We start from the raw sequence: 18,728 nt of genomic DNA on the forward strand, positions 1-18,728 counted from the left end.
CACAGTGGTGTCCATGCGGGGGTGGTGGCAGGACCTCACCGACCTGGTGCTGCCGGGGGAGTGCGGGGGCTGTGGGAGGCCTCGTGCGGTGCTCTGCGCTCAGTGCCGTGCGGTGCTGAGCGCAGCCGCGGTGAGTCGCGTGCGGCCAGTGCCGGAGCCGCCCGGGTTGCCGGTGGTGCACGCGGCCGCTCGGTACGCGGACGAGGTCCGGGCGACACTGCTGGCCCACAAGGAGCGGGGCGCCCTGGCACTCGCGGCTCCGCTCGGGGTGGCCCTGGCCGGAGCGGTCATGGCCGGTCTTCAGGGGGCCTCGGCCTCGGTGGGGGCCGGGATGGTGTCGTCGCGGTGGAGCGGGGCTCCCGTGCTGCTCGTGCCGGTGCCGTCCGGGCGGCGGGCGGTGCGGGCCCGGGGACATGATCCGGCGCGGCGGATCGCGCTCGCGGCGGCGGGCCGGCTGCGCGGGAGCGGGATCCCGGCCCGGGTGCTCGGCGTGCTGCGGCAGAAGCGGGCCGTGGCCGACCAGTCGCGGCTCAACTCCAGCCAGCGGCAGGGCAATCTCGCGGGCGCGCTCGCGGTGGCGCCCGGTGCCGCCCGGCTGCTCTGCGAGGGCCCGGTCGTCCTCGTCGACGACGTGATGACCACGGGAGCGTCCCTGGCGGAGGCCGCGCGGGCGGTGCGGGCGGCGGGGCCGATTTCGAACGCTGGGTGGACCGCGGCCGTGTACGAGGGAGAGACATGGGAAAGCAGAGAGGAACAGAACGTCGGATCAACGCGAGAGAGGACGGGCCGGCGGCCCGGCCGGCCGGGAATCGCGGGCGCGGGCGGCGCCGGCGGAGTCGTTGACGTGGTGTGCGCGGCAGTGGTCGCGGCGTCACCGGAGTCTTTCCAAATAAACCGGAACTGACTGAGATCTTGCGTCGTTGCAGGTAACGAGAGGGCCTATTCACCTGAACGGAGGTACGCCGCGGTAGAGGGTGACGACATCCGTCCGGGCGAGATATGTTCGGTTGAGAGGGAAAGCCGCAGGCCACACCTCTCAAATCCGAATGCCGTGCTGCGGGTTTTTCTTCATCACTCGCGCCGGTGGAGTGGAGATCTCGCCCCCGGGGGAGGAGGTGGAAGTCACCGAGTCCGAGGTTCCGGGGTTCACCGGAGCCTGGTGCAAAAAGGGAGATGCTCCGCAGCGAGGCGGAGCGATCCGGGAACGGAGTTCTGCGTGGACATCGTCGTCAAGGGCCGCAAGACCGAGGTGCCCGAGCGGTTCCGGAAGCACGTGGCCGAGAAGCTGAAGCTGGAGAAGATCCAGAAGCTCGATGGCAAGGTGATCAGCCTCGACGTCGAGGTGTCCAAGGAGCCCAACCCGCGGCAGGCCGACCGCTGTGACCGAGTGGAGATCACCCTCCGCTCCCGTGGTCCGGTGATCCGGGCGGAGGCAGCGGCGAGCGATCCGTACGCGGCGCTCGACCTGGCGGCGGAAAAGCTGGAAGCCCGACTGCGCAGGCAGCACGACAAGCGGTTCTCGCGCCGTGGCGCGCGCCGGATTCCGGCCGCCGAGGTCGCCGACCACGTCCCGGGTGTGGCGACGCTCAACGGGAACGGCCTGGTGACGGCCTCCGAGGAAGAGCCGGAAACCGTGCCCACGAAGAAGATCGGCTCGCTGGAAGTACAAGGTGACGGCCCCATCGTCGTCCGCGAGAAGACCCACGTCGCAGCCCCCATGACCCTCGACCAGGCTCTCTACGAGATGGAGCTGGTCGGGCACGACTTCTACCTGTTCGTCGACTCCGAGACCAAGGAACCGAGTGTCGTCTACCGACGGCACGCCTATGACTACGGCGTGATCCATCTCAGCACGGACACGATGGTCACACAGGCGCACTCCCCCGAGGCGGGCGGTGCGCTCGGCGGCTGACCGTGCCGGGTGACAGCGGAGAAGGTGCCCCTGGAGCGCGTGTGCGCCCCCAGGGGCACCCCTGTGCGACCACTTCGCGCCCCGCTCCGTCACCCCGGCGCCGCCCGGGCATGAAATCATGGTGGCCACAGCCCAACCGGTGGGTCGTTGCTCTGGGTTGGCGATGGCTCAGGACCACAGGCCACAGCCTTCAGGGGGAGGAACGATGGCGGACAGCTTCGGACCGATGCGTGACGGGGATGCCGACGACGGCGTCGTCGGCATGGGCCCGGACACGGAGACTCCACGCAAGGAACCCATCAGAGTCCTTGTCGTGGACGACCACGCCCTGTTCCGCCGTGGCCTGGAGATCGTGCTCGCCGCCGAGGAGGACATCCAGGTCGTCGGCGAGGCGGGCGACGGCGCCGAGGCGGTCGAGAAGGCCGCCGATCTGCTGCCCGACATCGTTCTGATGGACGTACGGATGCCCAAGCGCGGTGGCATCGAGGCGTGCACCTCCATCAAGGAGGTGGCACCCAGCGCCAAGATCATCATGCTGACGATCAGCGACGAGGAAGCCGATCTCTACGACGCCATCAAGGCGGGCGCGACCGGTTATCTCCTCAAGGAGATCTCCACGGACGAGGTGGCCACCGCCATTCGCGCGGTCGCCGACGGACAGTCGCAGATCAGCCCGTCCATGGCGTCGAAACTGCTCACCGAGTTCAAGTCGATGATCCAGCGCACGGACGAGCGCCGGCTGGTGCCGGCGCCGCGTCTGACCGACCGTGAACTTGAAGTCCTCAAGCTCGTCGCCACGGGAATGAACAACCGTGACATCGCCAAGGAGTTGTTCATCTCCGAGAACACCGTGAAGAACCACGTGCGCAACATCCTGGAGAAGCTGCAGCTGCACTCCAGGATGGAGGCGGTGGTGTACGCGATGCGGGAGAAGATCCTCGAGATCCGTTAGCTCTCGGTCTCGGTCTCGGTCTCGGTCTCAGCCGAGAATGCCGGCCAGTTCCTTCACGAGGGGTTCGCGCAGGTCCGGGGCGTCGACGCGGTCCACGCGCACGTCCGTGCAGTCGACCCAGGTCGCCGCCTCGGCCAGGGCCTGGGCGACGGACGGGACCGCCTTCGGGCCGTCGAGCGTGACCTGCTTGGCGACCAGCGTGCGGCCCTCGCGGGCGGGATCCACGCGGCCCACGAGCCGGCCGCCGGCCAGGACCGGCATCGCGAAGTAGCCGTGCACCCGCTTCTGCTTGGGGACGTAGGCTTCCAGGCGGTGCGTGAAGCCGAATATCCGCTCCGTGCGCGCCCGCTCCCAGATCAGGGAGTCGAAAGGCGACAGCAGCGTTGTGCGGTGACGGCCGCGCGGGGGTGTCTCCAGAGCCGCGGGATCGGCCCAGGCGGGCTTGGCCCAGCCCTCGACCGTGACCGGGACCAGGCCCGAGTCGGCGATCACCGCGTCGACCTGCTCGCCCTTGAGACGGTGGTAGTCGGCGATGTCCGCGCGGGTGCCGACGCCGAGGGCCTGGCCCGCCAGGCGGACCAGGCGGCGCAGGCACTCGGTGTCGTCCAGCTCGTCGTGCAGCAGGTCGTTCGGGATGGCGCGTTCCGCGAGGTCGTAGATCCGCTTCCAGCCGCGGCGTTCCACGCACACCACCTCGCCGTACATCAGGGCGCGTTCGACGGCGACCTTGGAGCCGGACCAGTCCCACCAGTCGTTCGTCTTCTTCGCGCCGCCCAACTCGGTCGCGGTCAGGGGGCCTTCGGCGCGGAGCTGTGCGATGACCTGGTCGTAGGCGCCGTCCGGGAGTTCGTGGTTCCAGTGCGGGCGGTTGCGGTAGGCGCGGCGGCGGAAGGCGAAGTGGGGCCACTCCTCGATGGGGAGGATGCAGGCCGCGTGGGACCAGTACTCGAAGGAGTGCGTGTCCTTCCAGTACGCGTTCTCCACTGTCTTTCGGCCCACCGCGCCCAGGCGGGCGTACGGGACGAGTTCGTGGGAGCGGGCCAGGACCGAGATCGTGTCGAGCTGTATCGCGCCCAGGTGGCGGAGGACGCCGCGGACGCCGGAGCGGCGGTCGGGGACGCCGAGGAAGCCTTGGGCGCGGAGGGCGATTCTGCGGGCCTCGTCTGCGGTGAGCTCTGCTGTGGGGCGCGGGGTGGTCATGGGTCCGCACGATAGGGGGTGGGACTGACAGTGGGGGGTGCCTGCGGGGTTGGTTCGTGGTGCAGGACGTGGCGGCTGGGGCGGGGTGGGTGCGCGACCCGGCGCAGCGGGGCGCCGCTGCGCCGGCCCGTGCCGCCCTAGCGGCACGATTGCCCGCAGCTAGGGAGCGGGTAGGTACGGTGCCGTCGACGGGAGGCCCAGGTCCGATGGGAGCAAGGAGCCGATCCAGGTGTCTCGGCGTACTCCCTTGTTGTTCGTCGCGGCGCGCAGCGTGCCCTCGATCGTGAAGCCCGCTCTTTCCGCCACCGCGCGCGAGGCCCGGTTGCCCACCTCCGCGCGCCATTCGATGCGGTCGAGCGCGGCGTGGACGAAGGCCCAGCGGCAGGCGGTGAGGGCGGCTTCCGTGATGTAGCCCCGGGAACGGTGCTGCTTCGCGGTCCAGAAGCCGATCTCGCCCATGCCCAGGGCGCGCAGGGTGATGCCGAGCATGCCCGCCAGCTCCCCGGAGGGGAGGAAGACGCCGAAGGTGAACATGGAGCCGTCCGCCCAGCCGTCGGGAGCCAGCTGTTCCGTGAAGCTCTGGGCGTGCTCGCGGAGGTAGGGGGAGGGGATCGTGGTCCAGCGCTGGATGTCGGGGTCCTGACAGGCGTCGTACACCGCGTCGGTGTCCTGGGGTCCCACCGTGCGCAGCAGGAGGCGGTCCGTGGTGAGGGTGACGGGGTCCATCGGCCGATTCTCTCGGAGGCGGCCATAGGTGCCATGTGTTTGCCCTCGGTGAGGGAGTGATCACGCCTGGTGCAATTCGGTGGCGGGATGCGGCACTATCCGTGGGGCGCGGACGTTGTCCCCTTTGAAGCAGACGTGAATCAGAATGGAAGCAGCGGACGGTCGCCGTCACGGCAGGCCCTCCCGGCGCGGTGGGGTCCTCGCATACGATGGCCGTTGCTCAGTAAGTCAAGTGGTAACCGACCGTCCCAGGCCCGACCGGCAAGGAGACCAACCCCCGTGTCCGTCCTCTCGAAGATCATGCGTGCAGGCGAAGGCAAGATCCTGCGCAAGCTGCACCGCATCGCGGACCAGGTCAACTCCATCGAAGAGGACTTCGTCGACCTCTCCGACGCCGAGCTGCGGGCCCTCACCGATGAGTACAAGCAGCGGTACGCCGACGGTGAGAGCCTGGACGACCTGCTGCCCGAGGCCTTCGCCACCGTCCGCGAGGCCGCCAAGCGCGTCCTGGGCCAGCGTCACTACGACGTGCAGATGATGGGCGGCGCCGCCCTGCACATGGGCTACGTGGCCGAGATGAAGACCGGTGAGGGCAAGACCCTCGTCGGCACGCTGCCGGCGTATCTGAACGCGCTGTCCGGCGAAGGCGTCCACATCATCACGGTCAACGACTACCTGGCCGAGCGCGACTCCGAGATGATGGGCCGCGTCCACCGCTTCCTGGGTCTGAGCGTCGGCTGCATCCTCGCCAACATGACGCCGGCTCAGCGCCGAGAGCAGTACGCCTGCGACATCACGTACGGCACGAACAACGAGTTCGGCTTCGACTACCTGCGCGACAACATGGCGTGGTCCAAGGACGAGCTCGTCCAGCGCGGCCACAACTTCGCCATCGTCGACGAGGTCGACTCCATCCTCATCGACGAGGCCCGTACGCCGCTGATCATCTCCGGCCCGGCCGACCAGGCCACCAAGTGGTACGGCGACTTCGCCAAGCTGGTGAAGCGCCTCAAGCGCGGCGAGGCCGGCCAGCCCCTCAAGGGCATCGAGGAGACCGGCGACTACGACGTCGACGAGAAGAAGCGCACGGTCGCCATCCACGAGTCCGGTGTCGCCAAGGTCGAGGACTGGCTGGGCATCGACAACCTCTACGAGTCGGTGAACACCCCTCTGGTGGGCTACCTGAACAACGCCATCAAGGCCAAGGAGCTCTTCAAGAAGGACAAGGACTACGTCATCATCGACGACGAGGTCATGATCGTCGACGAGCACACCGGACGTATCCTCGCCGGCCGCCGTTACAACGAGGGCATGCACCAGGCGATCGAGGCGAAGGAAGGGGTGCCGATCAAGGACGAGAACCAGACGCTCGCCACGATCACCCTGCAGAACTTCTTCCGCCTCTACAAGCGCCACGACCACAACGGCAAGGAACAGCCCGGTCTGTGCGGCATGACCGGTACGGCCATGACCGAGGCCGCCGAGTTCCACCAGATCTACAAGCTCGGCGTGGTGCCGATCCCGACCAACCGGCCGATGATCCGCAAGGACCAGTCGGACCTGATCTACCGGACCGAGGTCGCCAAGTTCGAGGCGGTCGTCGACGACATCGAGGAGAAGCACCGCAAGGGTCAGCCGATCCTCGTCGGAACCACCTCCGTCGAGAAGTCCGAGTACCTCTCGCAGCAGTTGAGCAAGCGCGGCATCCAGCACGAGGTGCTCAACGCCAAGCAGCACGACCGGGAGGCGACGATCGTCGCCCAGGCCGGCCGCAAGGGCGCCGTCACGGTGGCCACGAACATGGCCGGTCGTGGTACGGACATCAAGCTCGGAGGCAACCCCGAGGACCTCGCCGAGGCCGAGCTGCGCCAGCGCGGCCTCGACCCCGAGGAGCACATCGAGGAGTGGGCGCACGCCCTGCCCGAGGCGCTGGAGCGGGCCGAGAAGGCCGTCAAGGCGGAGAAGGATGAGGTCGAGAAGCTCGGCGGGCTCTACGTGCTCGGCACCGAGCGGCACGAGTCGCGGCGGATCGACAACCAGCTGCGCGGTCGTTCCGGCCGTCAGGGCGACCCGGGCGAGTCCCGCTTCTACCTCTCCCTCGGGGACGACCTGATGCGGCTGTTCAAGGCCCAGATGGTCGAGCGCGTGATGTCCATGGCGAACGTGCCGGACGACGTGCCGATCGAGAACAAGATGGTCACGCGCGCGATCGCCTCCGCCCAGTCGCAGGTCGAGCAGCAGAACTTCGAAACGCGTAAGAACGTCCTGAAGTACGACGAGGTCCTCAACCGCCAGCGCGAGGTCATCTACGGCGAGCGCCGTCGTGTCCTGGAGGGCGAGGACCTGCACGAGCAGATCCAGCACTTCATGGACGACACCATCGACGCCTACGTCCAGGCCGAGACCGCGGAGGGCTTCCCGGAGGACTGGGACCTCGACCGGCTGTGGGGCGCCTTCAAGCAGCTCTACCCGTGCAAGGTCACCGTCGAGGAGCTGGAGGAGGCGGCCGGCGACCGGGCCGGGCTGACCGCCGAGTTCATCGGCGACTCCATCAAGGACGACATCCACGAGCAGTACGAGGCGCGTGAGGCGCAGCTCGGCTCCGAGATCATGCGTGAGCTGGAGCGCCGGGTCGTGCTGTCGGTCCTCGACCGCAAGTGGCGTGAGCACCTCTACGAGATGGACTACCTCCAGGAGGGCATCGGCCTGCGCGCGATGGCGCAGAAGGACCCGCTGGTCGAGTACCAGCGTGAGGGCTTCGACATGTTCACCGCCATGATGGAGGGCATCAAGGAGGAGTCCGTCGGCTACCTGTTCAACCTGGAGGTCCAGGTGGAGCAGCAGGTCGAGGAGGTCCCGGTCGAGGACGCCAAGCCCGTGGCCGACCTGGAGAAGCACGACGCCGTGCCGGCGCAGACGGGTGGTCGGCCGGAGATCCGTGCCAAGGGGCTCGACGTCCCGCAGCGGCGCAACCTCCACTTCTCCGCGCCGACCGTCGACGGCGAGGGCGGCACCATCGAGGGCGACTTCACCGAGGACGGCGAGCCGGTGCGTTCCGAGGCCGACGGCCTCACGCGCGCGGAGCGCCGCAAGCAGGCGAAGAGCCGGGGCCGCCGCAAGAAGTGAGTGACGGTGGCTGAGACACCGTAGTGGCTTGAAGGGCCGGACACCCTGAGGGTGTCCGGCCCTTCGGCATGAGGGGACCGGGGCGGTGGCCCCGGGCGGGCCGGAGGGTCAGTCGGCCTCGGCGCGGGGTGGGCGGGGGCCGCCCAGTTCCACCGCCGTGCAGCGCCAGCGGAGGTCCTGGCCGAGTTCCAGGCGGAAGGCCATGGCGCGCAGTTGGTCACCGGCGCCGATGCGGGCGAAGGCCTCGATGGCGCCGGGGCGGGGTTCGAAGTAGCCGATGTCCCGGACGACGGGGCGGGCGCCGCGTGTGCGCAGGGGGCCGCGCTCGGCCAGCCAGGCCAGTTCGTCGTAGGCGCGGCCACGGGTGTGGCGGAGCATCGAGTGGACGGGGCGGTGGCCGCTCAGGACGGCGAGGAGGAGGTCGGCGAAGAGGTCGGTGGGCAGGAGGTGGGGGTTCGCGGCGGCTCGGTGGGAGCGGGAGCCCTGCGCCGGAAGGCCGGGGGTGGGCTCTGAGGTGGGCCGGGTGGTGGCTGCCGTGGACGGCGGGGTGGTGCCGGCTGTCGTCCTGCGGGGTGTTGTGCGGGAGCGCGTGAGGGTCGGTGGGCGGGTGTCGGTGGGGCGGGTGTGAGGGCGTGGGGACCGGGAGGTCGCCGGGGGCCGCCCGCCGGCTGCGGCCCGGGTGCGGCCGGAGCCGCCGCCGGGGGTGCGGGGTGGTGCGGCGTTGCCGGAGGTCTGCGGTGGGGTGTCGGCTGCTGCGGCGTTGCCGGAGGTCCGCGGCGGGGTGCCGCCTGCTGTGGCCGGTGGGGTGGCGGAGCGAGGGTTCGCGCCTGCGGCGGCTCGGGGCGGGGTGTGGCCTGCTGCCGCTGGTGGGGTGGTGGTGCACGGGGTGGGCGGAGTGGTGGTGCGCGGGTTCGGGCTTCCGGCGGCTCCTGGCGGGGTGTGGCCTTCTGTCGCTGGTGGAGTGGAGGCGTTTCCGGTGGCCCGCGCGGAGGTGTTGTCCGTGGCGCGTGGGGTGGTGGCGCCGGGGGTGCGCTGGTCTCGGCGGGACGGTGGGCGGGTGGTCGGGCGGTGTGCCCTGGTCATGACCTTGTGCATGGGGGGTCCCCGTTCCGTGGGCCCGGCTGATACCGGGGAGTAACTTCGAGTTGCTGATCTTGTACGGGGCCGACGGGGGCAGGGGCAAGGGAGCGGGCTTCGGGTTCTGGGCGCCGAAATGTTCACCTATCCGGGTGATACGGGGGACGTGGAGCCCGTCAGTGCCGGGCCGCGCCGGGTGAATTCCGGGCCTGAGGTGGACGCGTTCGGCGTCAGCGGCCGGGACTCGAAAGGGGACGCCCCGCACGTATCCTGAAGGCCGTCCGGAGCTCTTGACCTTGAACACCGACCCTGAAACCGACCACGAAAGCGGCCAGCCATGCGTGTCTACGTGCCCCTGACCCTCCCCGGTCTCGCCGAGGCGTACAAGACGGGTGAGCTGGGAGCCGGGCCGTTCGTCGCGTACGCCGTGACGCCCGGGCTGCGCGAGTGGTACCTCTCCGACGACATCGAGGAACTGGAGTACGCCGCGCTGAGCCGGGCCGCGCTGGCCTCGCTGAGGCTGCTGGCGGCCGACCCGGAGGCGCCCCGGCGCCGGGTCGTGGTCGCCGTCGACATCGCCGACCGGGCCGCCGGCGCCGACCCCGACCGGGGGCTCGATCCGGCGGCGCTGGGTGAGGTGCGGGTCGCGGGTGCGGTACCGCTCGCCAAGGCGGCGTCGGTGCACGTCGACGCGGCGGACGCGGAGGCCGACGTGACGGCGGCCGCGGACGCGCTGCCGGCGGCGGACGGCGGGGACGACGACGCGCAGTTCGTCGTGGACGGCGCCGAGGACCACGAGCTGCTGTGGTTCGCCACGCAGGAGATCCCCAACCTGGTGGGCCGCGGGGACTGAGACGCTCCTGACCGGGGGCGCGTTTCGGGGACGCTCCTGACCGGGGGGCGCGTTGAGGTGCCGTTCTCTTGATTGTCAGTGGGGGCGGGTACGTTTTCGGGCATGGGGATGAAGACGGGCGCGCACATTGTCTGGGACTGGAACGGGACGCTGTTCCATGACATCGACGCGATCATCGGGGCGACGAACGCGGCCTTCGCCGAGCTGGGGCTGGAGCCGCTGACGCTGGAGAAGTACCGGGAGCTGTACTGCGTGCCGGTGCCGAAGTTCTACGAGCGGCTGATGGGGCGGCTGCCCACCGAGGCCGAGTGGGAGCTGATGGACGACATCTTCCACCGGTACTACGCGGAGCACCGGGTGACGTGCGGGCTGACGGTGGGCGCCGAGGAGCTGCTGGCCGGGTGGCGGTCGGCCGGGCGCAGCCAGTCGATCCTGAGCATGTACGTGCACGAGGAGCTCGTGCCGTTGGTGCGGGGGTTCGGCATCGAGCCGCACTTCATCCGGGTGGACGGGCGGACCGGGCCGTCCGGGGGCAGCAAGGCCGAGCACATGGTGCGGCATCTGGGGTCGCTGAGTGGGGTGGATCCTGAGCGGACCGTCGTGATCGGGGATGCGGCGGACGACGCGGTGGCCGCGCTGCATGTGGGGGCGCGGGCCGTGCTGTACACCGGGGGGTCGCACAGTCGGGCGAGTCTGGAGGCGGTGGGGGTGCCGGTGGTGGACACGCTGGAGGAGGCGGTCGAAGAGGCGGAGCGGCTGGCGGCGTAGGCAGAGTGCTCGGCGTTGCCGCTGATGCCGGGTGGACGCAGCCAGGTGCATCCGGCGTAGCGGCACTGTGCAGAACGTCAAACTTCCACGGCTGGTTTTGTACACATACGGCTCATGACGGGGGCCCTGTAAGGAGCGATAGCCTTGGTGGCGTGATCAGCGCGATAGTTCGCGGGGACGCCGACGTCCCTGCCCTGCGCCCGGAGAGCACGGACGACATCCGTGTCCGGGCGGCGGTCGCTGGTCTTCGCGGGCGGGACGGGGCATCGAGGACGCCCGGGACGCCGAGCACCACCCGGACCCAGGCGTCGCAGAGAGCAGCGTCACACCGGTGGAGCAGCTCAAGAATGGCTCAGACACCCCCGCTCTTCTCACCTTGCGGCATAGCGTCGGAACAGACCGGATACCCCGAGTCACGACGTGACGTCGCAAGCGCAGAGGCCGTACTTCCTTCTACGTCACGCAACGGCGCGCGACAGGAGCCAGAGGACAATGCAGACCAAGCTGGACGAAGCCAAGGCCGAGTTGCTCGAGAGGGCCGCCCGGGTAGCTGAGAACAGCCCGGTCGGGGGGCACCTACCGACCGGGTCGACGGGCGAGGAGACCCCAGACGCCCAGGAAGCTCCGGACCGCGAGTCCCTGCTCACGTTCCTCCAGCGTTACTACCTGCACACGGCCCCGGAGGACCTCACCGACCGCGACCCGGTCGACGTCTTCGGAGCCGCCGTATCGCACTACCGGCTGGCCGAGAACCGCCCCCAGGGCACGGCCAACGTGCGGGTGCACACCCCCACCGTGGAGGAGAACGGGTGGACGTGCAGCCACTCCGTCGTGGAGGTCGTCACCGACGACATGCCCTTCCTCGTCGACTCCGTCACCAATGAGCTGACGCGGCAGGGGCGAGGCATCCACGTCGTCATCCACCCCCAGTTCGTCGTCCGGCGCGATGTCACGGGCAAGCTCATCGAGGTGCTGCCCACGCCCGCGACCGGCGCCGGAGGCCTCCCGCACGACGCGCACGTCGAGTCCTGGATCCACGTCGAGATCGACCGCGAGACCGACCGGGCCGATCTGAAGCAGATCACCGCCGACCTGCTGCGCGTGCTGTCCGACGCCCGCGAGGCCGTCGAGGACTGGGGCAAGATGCGGGACGCGGCCATCCGGCTGGCGGAGGGGCTGCCGGACGAGTCCATCCCCGGCGACCTGCCCGGACCGCAGGTCGAGGAGGCCCGCGAGCTGCTGCGCTGGCTGGCCGACGACCACTTCACGTTCCTCGGCTACCGCGAGTACCAGCTGCGCGACGACGACTCCCTGGCCGCCGTCCCCGGCACCGGCCTCGGCATCCTGCGCGCCGACCCGCACCACTCCGACCAGGAGAGCCACCCGGTCAGCCCGTCCTTCGAGCGGCTGCCCGCCGACGCCCGCGCCAAGGCCCGCGAGCACAAGCTCCTCGTCCTGACCAAGGCGAACAGCCGGGCGACGGTGCACCGGCCGTCGTACCTGGACTACATCGGCGTCAAGAAGTTCGACGCCGACGGCAACGTCGTGGGCGAGCGGCGGTTCCTCGGGCTGTTCTCGTCCGCCGCGTACACCGAGTCCGTGCGCCGCGTCCCGGTCATCCGGCGCAAGGTCGAGGAGGTCCTCGAACAGGCCGGGTTCTCGCCCAACAGCCACGACGGGCGCGACCTGCTGCAGATCCTGGAGACGTACCCGCGCGACGAGCTGTTCCAGACCCCGGTCGACGAGCTGCGGTCCATCGTCACCTCCGTCCTCTACCTCCAGGAACGCCGGCGCCTGCGCCTCTACCTGCGCCAGGACGAGTACGGGCGCTACTACTCCGCCCTCGTCTACCTCCCGCGCGACCGCTACACCACGGCCGTCCGCCTGCGGATCATCGAGATCCTCAAGGAGGAGCTCGGCGGCATCAGCGTCGACTTCACGGCGTGGAACACCGAGTCGATCCTGTCCCGGCTGCACTTCGTGGTCCGGGTCCCGCAGGGCACCGAGCTGCCGGAGCTGTCCGACTCCGACAAGGAGCGCATCGAGGCCCGCCTGGTGGAGGCCGCCCGCTCCTGGGAGGACGCCTTCGCCGACGCGCTCAACGCCGAGCTCGGCGAGGAGCGCGCGGCCGAACTGATGCGCCGGTACGCGCACGCCTTCCCCGAGGGCTACAAGGCCGACCACAACCCCCGCGCCGCGGTCGCCGACCTCGTCCACCTGGAGCAGCTGAACGCCGAGGAGGGCAAGGACTTCGCGCTCAGCCTCTACGAGCCGGTGGGTGCCGCCCCCGAGGAGCGCCGCTTCAAGATCTACCGCACGGGCGACGCGATCTCCCTGTCGGCGGTGCTGCCGGTCCTCAACCGGCTCGGCGTCGAGGTCGTCGACGAGCGGCCGTACGAGCTGCGCTGCTCGGACCGCAGCGTGGCCTGGATCTACGACTTCGGCCTGCGCATGCCCCGCGCGAAGAGCGGCGGGGTGGACTACCTCGGCGACGACGCCCGCGAGCGGTTCCAGGACGCCTTCGCGGCCACCTGGACCGGCCAGGCGGAGAACGACGGCTTCAACGCCCTGGTGCTGAGCGCCGGGCTGAGCTGGCGCCAGGCGATGGTGCTGCGGGCGTACGCGAAGTACCTGCGCCAGGCGGCGTCGACGTTCAGCCAGGACTACATGGAGGACACCCTCCGCAACAACGTCCACACCACCCGGCTGCTCGTCTCCCTGTTCGAGGCGCGGATGTCGCCGGACCGGCAGCGCGCGGGACACGAGATCGTGGACGCGCTGCTGGAGGAGGTCGACGCGGCCCTCGACCAGGTCGCGAGCCTCGACGAGGACCGGATCCTCAGGTCCTTCCTCACCGTCATCAAGGCGACCCTGCGGACGAACTTCTTCCAGGAGGCCGCGGGCGGCAGGCCGCACGAGTACGTCTCCATGAAGTTCGACCCGCAGGCCATCCCCGACCTGCCCGCGCCGCGCCCGGCGTTCGAGATCTGGGTGTACTCGCCCCGGGTCGAGGGCGTGCACCTGCGCTTCGGCAAGGTCGCGCGCGGAGGCCTGCGCTGGTCCGACCGGCGGGAGGACTTCCGCACCGAGATCCTCGGCCTGGTCAAGGCGCAGATGGTGAAGAACACCGTCATCGTGCCGGTCGGCGCGAAGGGCGGCTTCGTCGCCAAGCAGCTGCCGGACCCGGCCGTGGACCGGGACGCCTGGATGGCGGAGGGGATCAGGAGCTACAAGACCTTCATCTCCGCGCTGCTCGACATCACCGACAACATGGTCGCGGGCGAGGTCGTGCCCCCGGCCGACGTCGTCCGGCACGACGAGGACGACACCTACCTCGTCGTCGCCGCCGACAAGGGCACCGCGACCTTCTCCGACATCGCCAACGAGGTCGCCGAGAAGTACAACTTCTGGCTCGGCGACGCCTTCGCCTCCGGCGGCTCCGCCGGCTACGACCACAAGGGCATGGGCATCACCGCCCGCGGCGCCTGGGAGTCCGTCAAGCGGCACTTCCGGGAGCTGGGCGTCGACACCCAGACCGAGGACTTCACGGTCGTCGGCATCGGCGACATGTCCGGTGACGTGTTCGGCAACGGCATGCTGCTCTCCGAGCACATCCGCCTGGTCGCCGCCTTCGACCACCGGCACATCTTCATCGACCCGAACCCGGACGCCGCCACCTCCTACGCCGAGCGCCGCCGCCTGTTCGAGCTGCCCCGCTCCAGCTGGGAGGACTACGACAAGGAGCTGCTGTCGCCCGGCGGCGGGATCTTCCCGCGCACGGCCAAGGCGATCCCGGTCAACGCGCACATCCGCGAGGCCCTCGGCATCGAGGCCAAGGTCACCAAGCTGACCCCGGCCGACCTGATGAAGGCCATCCTCCAGGCACCGGTGGACCTGCTCTGGAACGGCGGCATCGGCACGTACGTCAAGTCCTCGGCCGAGTCCCACGCCGACGTCGGCGACAAGGCCAACGACGCCATCCGCGTCGACGGCAAGGACCTGCGCGTCAAGGTCGTCGGCGAGGGCGGCAACCTCGGCCTCACCCAGCTCGGCCGGATCGAGTTCGCGCTGCACGGCGGCCGGATCAACACCGACGCCATCGACAACAGCGCGGGCGTGGACACCTCCGACCACGAGGTCAACATCAAGATCCTGCTCAACGGCCTGGTCACGGACGGCGACATGACCGTCAAGCAGCGCAACAAGCTGCTCGCCGAGATGACCGACGAGGTCGGCCGCCTGGTCCTGCGCAACAACTACGCGCAGAACACGGCGATCGCCAACGCCCTCGCCCAGTCCAAGGACATGCTCCACGCGCAGCAGCGCTTCATGAAGCACCTGGTCAGGGAGGGCCACCTCGACCGGGCGCTGGAGTTCCTCCCCACCGACCGGCAGATCCGCGAGCGGCTCGCCCAGGGCCAGGGCCTGACCGGGCCGGAGACGGCGGTCCTGCTGGCGTACACGAAGATCACGGTCGCCGAGGAGCTGCTGCACACCTCGCTGCCGGACGACCCGTACCTCAAGGGCCTGCTGCACGCCTACTTCCCGACCGAGCTGCGCGAGCAGTTCCCCGACCGGCTCGACGGCCACCCGCTGCGCCGTGAGATCACCACGACGGTGCTGGTCAACGACACGGTCAACACGGGCGGTACGACGTATCTGCACCGGCTGCGCGAGGAGACCGGGGCGTCGCTGGAGGAGATCGTGCGGGCGCAGACCGCGGCCCGGGCGATCTTCCGCCAGTCCCCGGTGTGGGACGGGGTCGAGGCGCTCGACAACAAGGTCGAGGCCGAGGTCCAGACCCGTATCCGGCTGCACGCCCGCCGCCTGGTGGAGCGCGGCACGCGCTGGCTGCTCAACAACCGGCCGCAGCCGCTGGAGCTCGCCGGGACCGTCGACTTCTTCGCCGAGCGGGTCGAGCAGGTCTGGTCGCAGCTGCCGAAGCTGCTGCGCGGCGCCGACCTGGAGTGGTACCAGAAGATCTACGACGAGCTGACGGGCGCCGGCGTCCCGGACGAGCTGGCCACGCGGGTGGCCGGCTTCTCCTCGGCCTTCCCGACGCTCGACATCGTCTCGGTCGCGGACCGCATGGGCCGGGAGCCGCTGGACGTCGCCGAGGTCTACTACGACCTGGCCGACCGGCTGCGCATCACCCAGCTGATGGACCGCATCATCGAGCTGCCCCGCGCGGACCGCTGGCAGTCCATGGCCCGCGCGGCGATCCGCGAGGACCTGTACGCGGCGCACGCGGCGCTGACCGCCGACGTCCTGGCGGTGGGCAACGGCACCTCGACGCCCGAGCAGCGCTACAAGGCGTGGGAGCAGAAGAACGCGGCGATCCTCGGCCGGGCCCGGACGACGCTGGAGGAGATCCAGAGCTCGGACGCGTTCGACCTCGCCAACCTGTCGGTGGCGATGCGCACGATGAGGACGCTGCTGCGGACGCATTCATGACGCTGCTGCGGAAGCATTCGTAGGGCGTACGGCATGGTGAGCGCCCCGGGCCGGCTGCCGGCCCGGGGCGCTCGTTCTTGGCCCGCCTTAGGGCGATTCGAGTGGAGGACTTACCGAATCCGGCTAAGGCTTGAGGCGTGACTGTGAACCTGTCCGAGGAGCGAGCGGCCGCTCCCGCCCTCCCCGTCAAGCGCGTCGTCCTCGAAGTGGTGAACTTCGCGGTGGTCGGCGGCAGCGGCGTCGCGGTGAACTTCCTGGTGTTCAACGTGCTCCTGCACGGCCTGCACTGGGCCGCCATGGTGGCGACCGTGCTGGCCAGCCTGGTCGCCATGGGAAGCAACTACCTCGGCTTCCGGTACTTCACCTACCGCGACAGGGCGTCGCGGACGAGGCGCCAGATCGCGCTGTTCTTCGTCTTCAGCGGAATCGGCGTCGCCCTGGAGAGCGGGCTGTTCTACGCCGGCTACCACGGGCTCGGGCTGGCCGGGCCCGTGGAGTCGAACCTGGTCAAGGCGGTTTCCATCGTGCTGGCGTCGGCCTTCCGGTTCCTCGTCTACCGCACCTGGGTGTTCCAGCACGATGCGCGCCGCGCCTAGACCGGCCGTCCTCGCCGCGCAGGCCGCCGCCGCGGTGGCCGTCCTGCTGCTGCTTCTCGTGATCGTCCGGCTGCCGTGGGCCGGGGACCTCGGGATGCACGCCGCCACCGTCCAGCGGCTGCGGCACGATCTCGTCGACCCGGGCAATCCGCTCGTCGACGCGGACACGCCGAGCCCGTACTACTCGCCCTGGATGCTGGTGCTCGGATGCGTCGCGCGGGTGAGCCGGCTGTCGGTCTTCGTGGTGCTGCGACTGGGGGCGCTGGCCGGTCTCGGGCTGCTGGTGACGGGGGTGTGGCGGTACGTACGGACGCTCGACGGCCATCGCGCCGCGCCCGCCCTGGCCGTGCTGAGCCTGCTGTTCCTGTGGGGGACGGCCCTGTTCAACTGGAGCGGCTTCCACGGGCTCAACTCGCTCGCGCTGACGGTGTCGTATCCGAGCGTGTTCGCGCTGGGCCTGGCGTTCCACCTCTGGGCGTGGCTGGGGCGGGCGGTGCGTCGGGACGCGGGGTGGAGGACGTGGCTGGGGCTGGGGGCGCTGTGGGCCGTGATTCTGCTGTGCCATCAGTTCTCCGGCGTGGTGGCCTCGCTGGGGGCGGTCGCGACGGTGCTCGCCGCGCGGCCGGGGCGGGGCACGTGGCTGCGGCTCGGGGGCGGGGTCGCGGTGGCGCTCGGGGTGCTGCTGCTGTGGCCGTACTACGACTTCTTCGCGCTGTTCGGAGCGGGGGACGGGCTGGAGGCGGTGCACCGGCCGCTGTACGAGGACCTGCTCGGGCGGTACTGGCTGGTGCTGCTCGGGGTGGTGGCCCTGGGGATGCGGTGGCGGCGGGACCGGTGGGATCCCCTGGTGCTGTTCTTCCTGCTGGGGGTGGTCGTGGTCGCGGCGGGCGGGCTGAGCGGGCACTACGCGTGGGGCCGGGCGCTGCCGGCCGCGCTGATCCCGGCGCAGCTCGCGGCGGCGCTGGAGGCGGTGACGGCCGGGCGGCGTGCGGTGCGGGCCGGGTGGGCGTGCGTGCTGGGCGCGGCGCTGGCCGCGGGGGCGTGGACGCAGGCCGGGACGCTCGGGTACGTGGTGCCGCGGGGGGAACTGCCGGAGGCCGTCGCGGAGAAGTACCGGCAGCCGTGGGCCGGGTACCACTGGATGACGCCGTGGGTGAGGTACGGGGACGTGGTGATGGCGCGGGCCGGGCGGCCGGCCCGGCAGATCCCGGCGTACGGGGCGTACACCGTGGCGCCCGGCTATCCCGACTTCTTCCTGCCGGACGAGGGGCGACGGGCGGAGGCCGTGCGCCGGTACTTCGCGGAGGGGACGCCGGACGGGGAGCGGGGGGAGATCCTGCGGGCGTACGGCGTGCGGTGGGTCGTGGCGGGGGCCTGGCTGGGGGAGGGTGCGCGGGGCGCCGGCTTGCGGGAGGTGGCTCGGGGGCCCGGAGGACAGGTGCTCTACGCCGTGGTGCGGTGACGCGTGCGGCGGCGGTGGTACGACAGCGTGACGGCGGCGAGGAGCGGCCCCCACAGGACCAGGGGCTGGTAGAGGATGCCGACGACCAGGTGGCCGGTGTCCGTCATGCCGTCGTGCGGGTACGTCCACCACCAGGGGATGCCGGCCCAGAGCGCGGTGAGGGCCAAGGCGCCGAGGCCGGCCGTGACGACGACGGGCCGGGTGGGGACCGCGCGTCCGCCGACGTACGGGACCCAGCGGGGCAGGGTTTCGCCCCAGGGGCGGACCAGGCCGATCGTCAGCAGGGCGAGGAGCTCGCTGACGACGCTGAGGACGACGAGCCAGAGTCTGGCGTCGGGTGACTGGAAGTCCGCGAAGCCTTCGGCCGTGTAGCCGGCGGGGTGGCCCAGGGCCAGGGCGATGCGCCAAAGGCCGCTGGGGAGTACGAGGAGGGCGGTGGCATGGGCCGCCCGGACGGCCCAGCGGGGTGGGGTGGTCGAGGTGGTCGGCGGTGGGGTCATGCGGATGATGCTGCCGAGTCGCGTGCCCTCGGGGCGTCCGCCTGGTGGGCGGGCCCGGCAGCCGGGGGGCGGAGGGGCGGGCGGGGTTCTCGTCCCTGGGGA

At 70.5% G+C, this 18,728-nt stretch carries 13 protein-coding genes; 9 read left to right on the top strand and 4 right to left on the bottom strand.

Annotation, left to right across the window (positions count from 1 at the left end; translation table 11 throughout):
* Positions 1-13: 13 nt before the first annotated feature.
* The 3 genes from ACSUPV_RS24750 to ACSUPV_RS24760 all read left to right on the top strand — a co-directional run bounded on the left by ACSUPV_RS24750 (position 14) and on the right by ACSUPV_RS24760 (position 2,864).
* Positions 14-904, top strand: a complete 891-nt coding sequence (locus ACSUPV_RS24750; protein WP_031113034.1) for a ComF family protein — start codon at positions 14-16, stop codon at positions 902-904.
* 312 nt (positions 905-1,216) lie between these two features.
* Positions 1,217-1,912, top strand: a complete 696-nt coding sequence (hpf, locus tag ACSUPV_RS24755) for a ribosome hibernation-promoting factor, HPF/YfiA family (protein WP_031113035.1) — start codon at positions 1,217-1,219, stop codon at positions 1,910-1,912.
* 205 nt (positions 1,913-2,117) lie between these two features.
* Complete coding sequence (locus ACSUPV_RS24760; protein ID WP_031113037.1) at positions 2,118-2,864, top strand: response regulator; 747 nt, start codon at positions 2,118-2,120, stop codon at positions 2,862-2,864.
* 27 nt (positions 2,865-2,891) lie between these two features.
* On the opposite strand, the gene ACSUPV_RS24765 is transcribed toward ACSUPV_RS24760, so the two are convergent.
* Both ACSUPV_RS24765 and ACSUPV_RS24770 read right to left on the bottom strand, forming a co-directional pair.
* Positions 2,892-4,064 carry a winged helix-turn-helix domain-containing protein gene (locus tag ACSUPV_RS24765; RefSeq protein WP_359791872.1) on the bottom strand — a complete coding sequence of 391 codons (1,173 nt, stop codon included), beginning with the start codon at positions 4,062-4,064 and terminating at the stop codon, positions 2,892-2,894.
* A gap of 159 nt (positions 4,065-4,223) precedes the next feature.
* Positions 4,224-4,790 carry a GNAT family N-acetyltransferase gene (locus ACSUPV_RS24770; protein WP_031113040.1) on the bottom strand — a complete coding sequence of 189 codons (567 nt, stop codon included), beginning with the start codon at positions 4,788-4,790 and terminating at the stop codon, positions 4,224-4,226.
* A 279-nt stretch (positions 4,791-5,069) separates the two neighbouring features.
* Between ACSUPV_RS24770 and secA the strand changes: the two genes are divergently transcribed.
* Entirely contained in the window at positions 5,070-7,916 is a 2,847-nt protein-coding gene (secA, locus tag ACSUPV_RS24775; RefSeq protein WP_031113041.1) for a preprotein translocase subunit SecA, read from the top strand.
* 108 nt (positions 7,917-8,024) lie between these two features.
* Here secA and ACSUPV_RS24780 read toward each other — a convergent pair whose 3' ends face one another.
* On the bottom strand, positions 8,025-8,999 hold the full coding sequence (locus ACSUPV_RS24780) for an Rv3235 family protein (RefSeq protein WP_436948573.1): 975 nt from the start codon (positions 8,997-8,999) through the stop codon (positions 8,025-8,027).
* Between the two features lie 331 nt (positions 9,000-9,330).
* On the opposite strand from ACSUPV_RS24780, the gene ACSUPV_RS24785 reads away from it, so the two are divergent.
* The 5 genes from ACSUPV_RS24785 (at position 9,331) to ACSUPV_RS24805 (ending at position 18,126) form a co-directional block, all read left to right on the top strand.
* A complete protein-coding gene (locus ACSUPV_RS24785) occupies positions 9,331-9,846 on the top strand; it encodes a DUF6912 family protein (protein WP_382609858.1) in 516 nt (171 codons plus the stop codon).
* Between the two features lie 102 nt (positions 9,847-9,948).
* Positions 9,949-10,614, top strand: coding sequence for an HAD family hydrolase (locus ACSUPV_RS24790; protein ID WP_031113046.1), 666 nt, complete (start codon positions 9,949-9,951; stop codon positions 10,612-10,614).
* 492 nt (positions 10,615-11,106) lie between these two features.
* Positions 11,107-16,068: an NAD-glutamate dehydrogenase gene (locus tag ACSUPV_RS24795; protein ID WP_436948574.1), complete on the top strand. Its 4,962-nt coding sequence runs from the start codon at positions 11,107-11,109 to the stop codon at positions 16,066-16,068.
* A gap of 137 nt (positions 16,069-16,205) precedes the next feature.
* On the top strand, positions 16,206-16,664 hold the full coding sequence (locus tag ACSUPV_RS24800; protein ID WP_436948575.1) for a GtrA family protein: 459 nt from the start codon (positions 16,206-16,208) through the stop codon (positions 16,662-16,664).
* Positions 16,648-18,126: a membrane protein gene (locus tag ACSUPV_RS24805; protein WP_031113051.1), complete on the top strand. Its 1,479-nt coding sequence runs from the start codon at positions 16,648-16,650 to the stop codon at positions 18,124-18,126. The genes ACSUPV_RS24800 and ACSUPV_RS24805 overlap by 17 nt, the downstream gene beginning before the upstream one ends.
* Here ACSUPV_RS24805 and ACSUPV_RS24810 read toward each other — a convergent pair.
* Positions 18,108-18,626, bottom strand: a complete 519-nt coding sequence (locus ACSUPV_RS24810) for a hypothetical protein (RefSeq protein ID WP_031113052.1) — start codon at positions 18,624-18,626, stop codon at positions 18,108-18,110. The two genes, ACSUPV_RS24805 and ACSUPV_RS24810, sit on opposite strands and share 19 nt — an antisense overlap.
* Between the last annotated feature and the right edge of the window lie 102 nt (positions 18,627-18,728).

The organism is Streptomyces sp. SudanB52_2052 (assembly GCF_964272415.1).
GTDB lineage: Bacteria > Actinomycetota > Actinomycetes > Streptomycetales > Streptomycetaceae > Streptomyces > Streptomyces olindensis.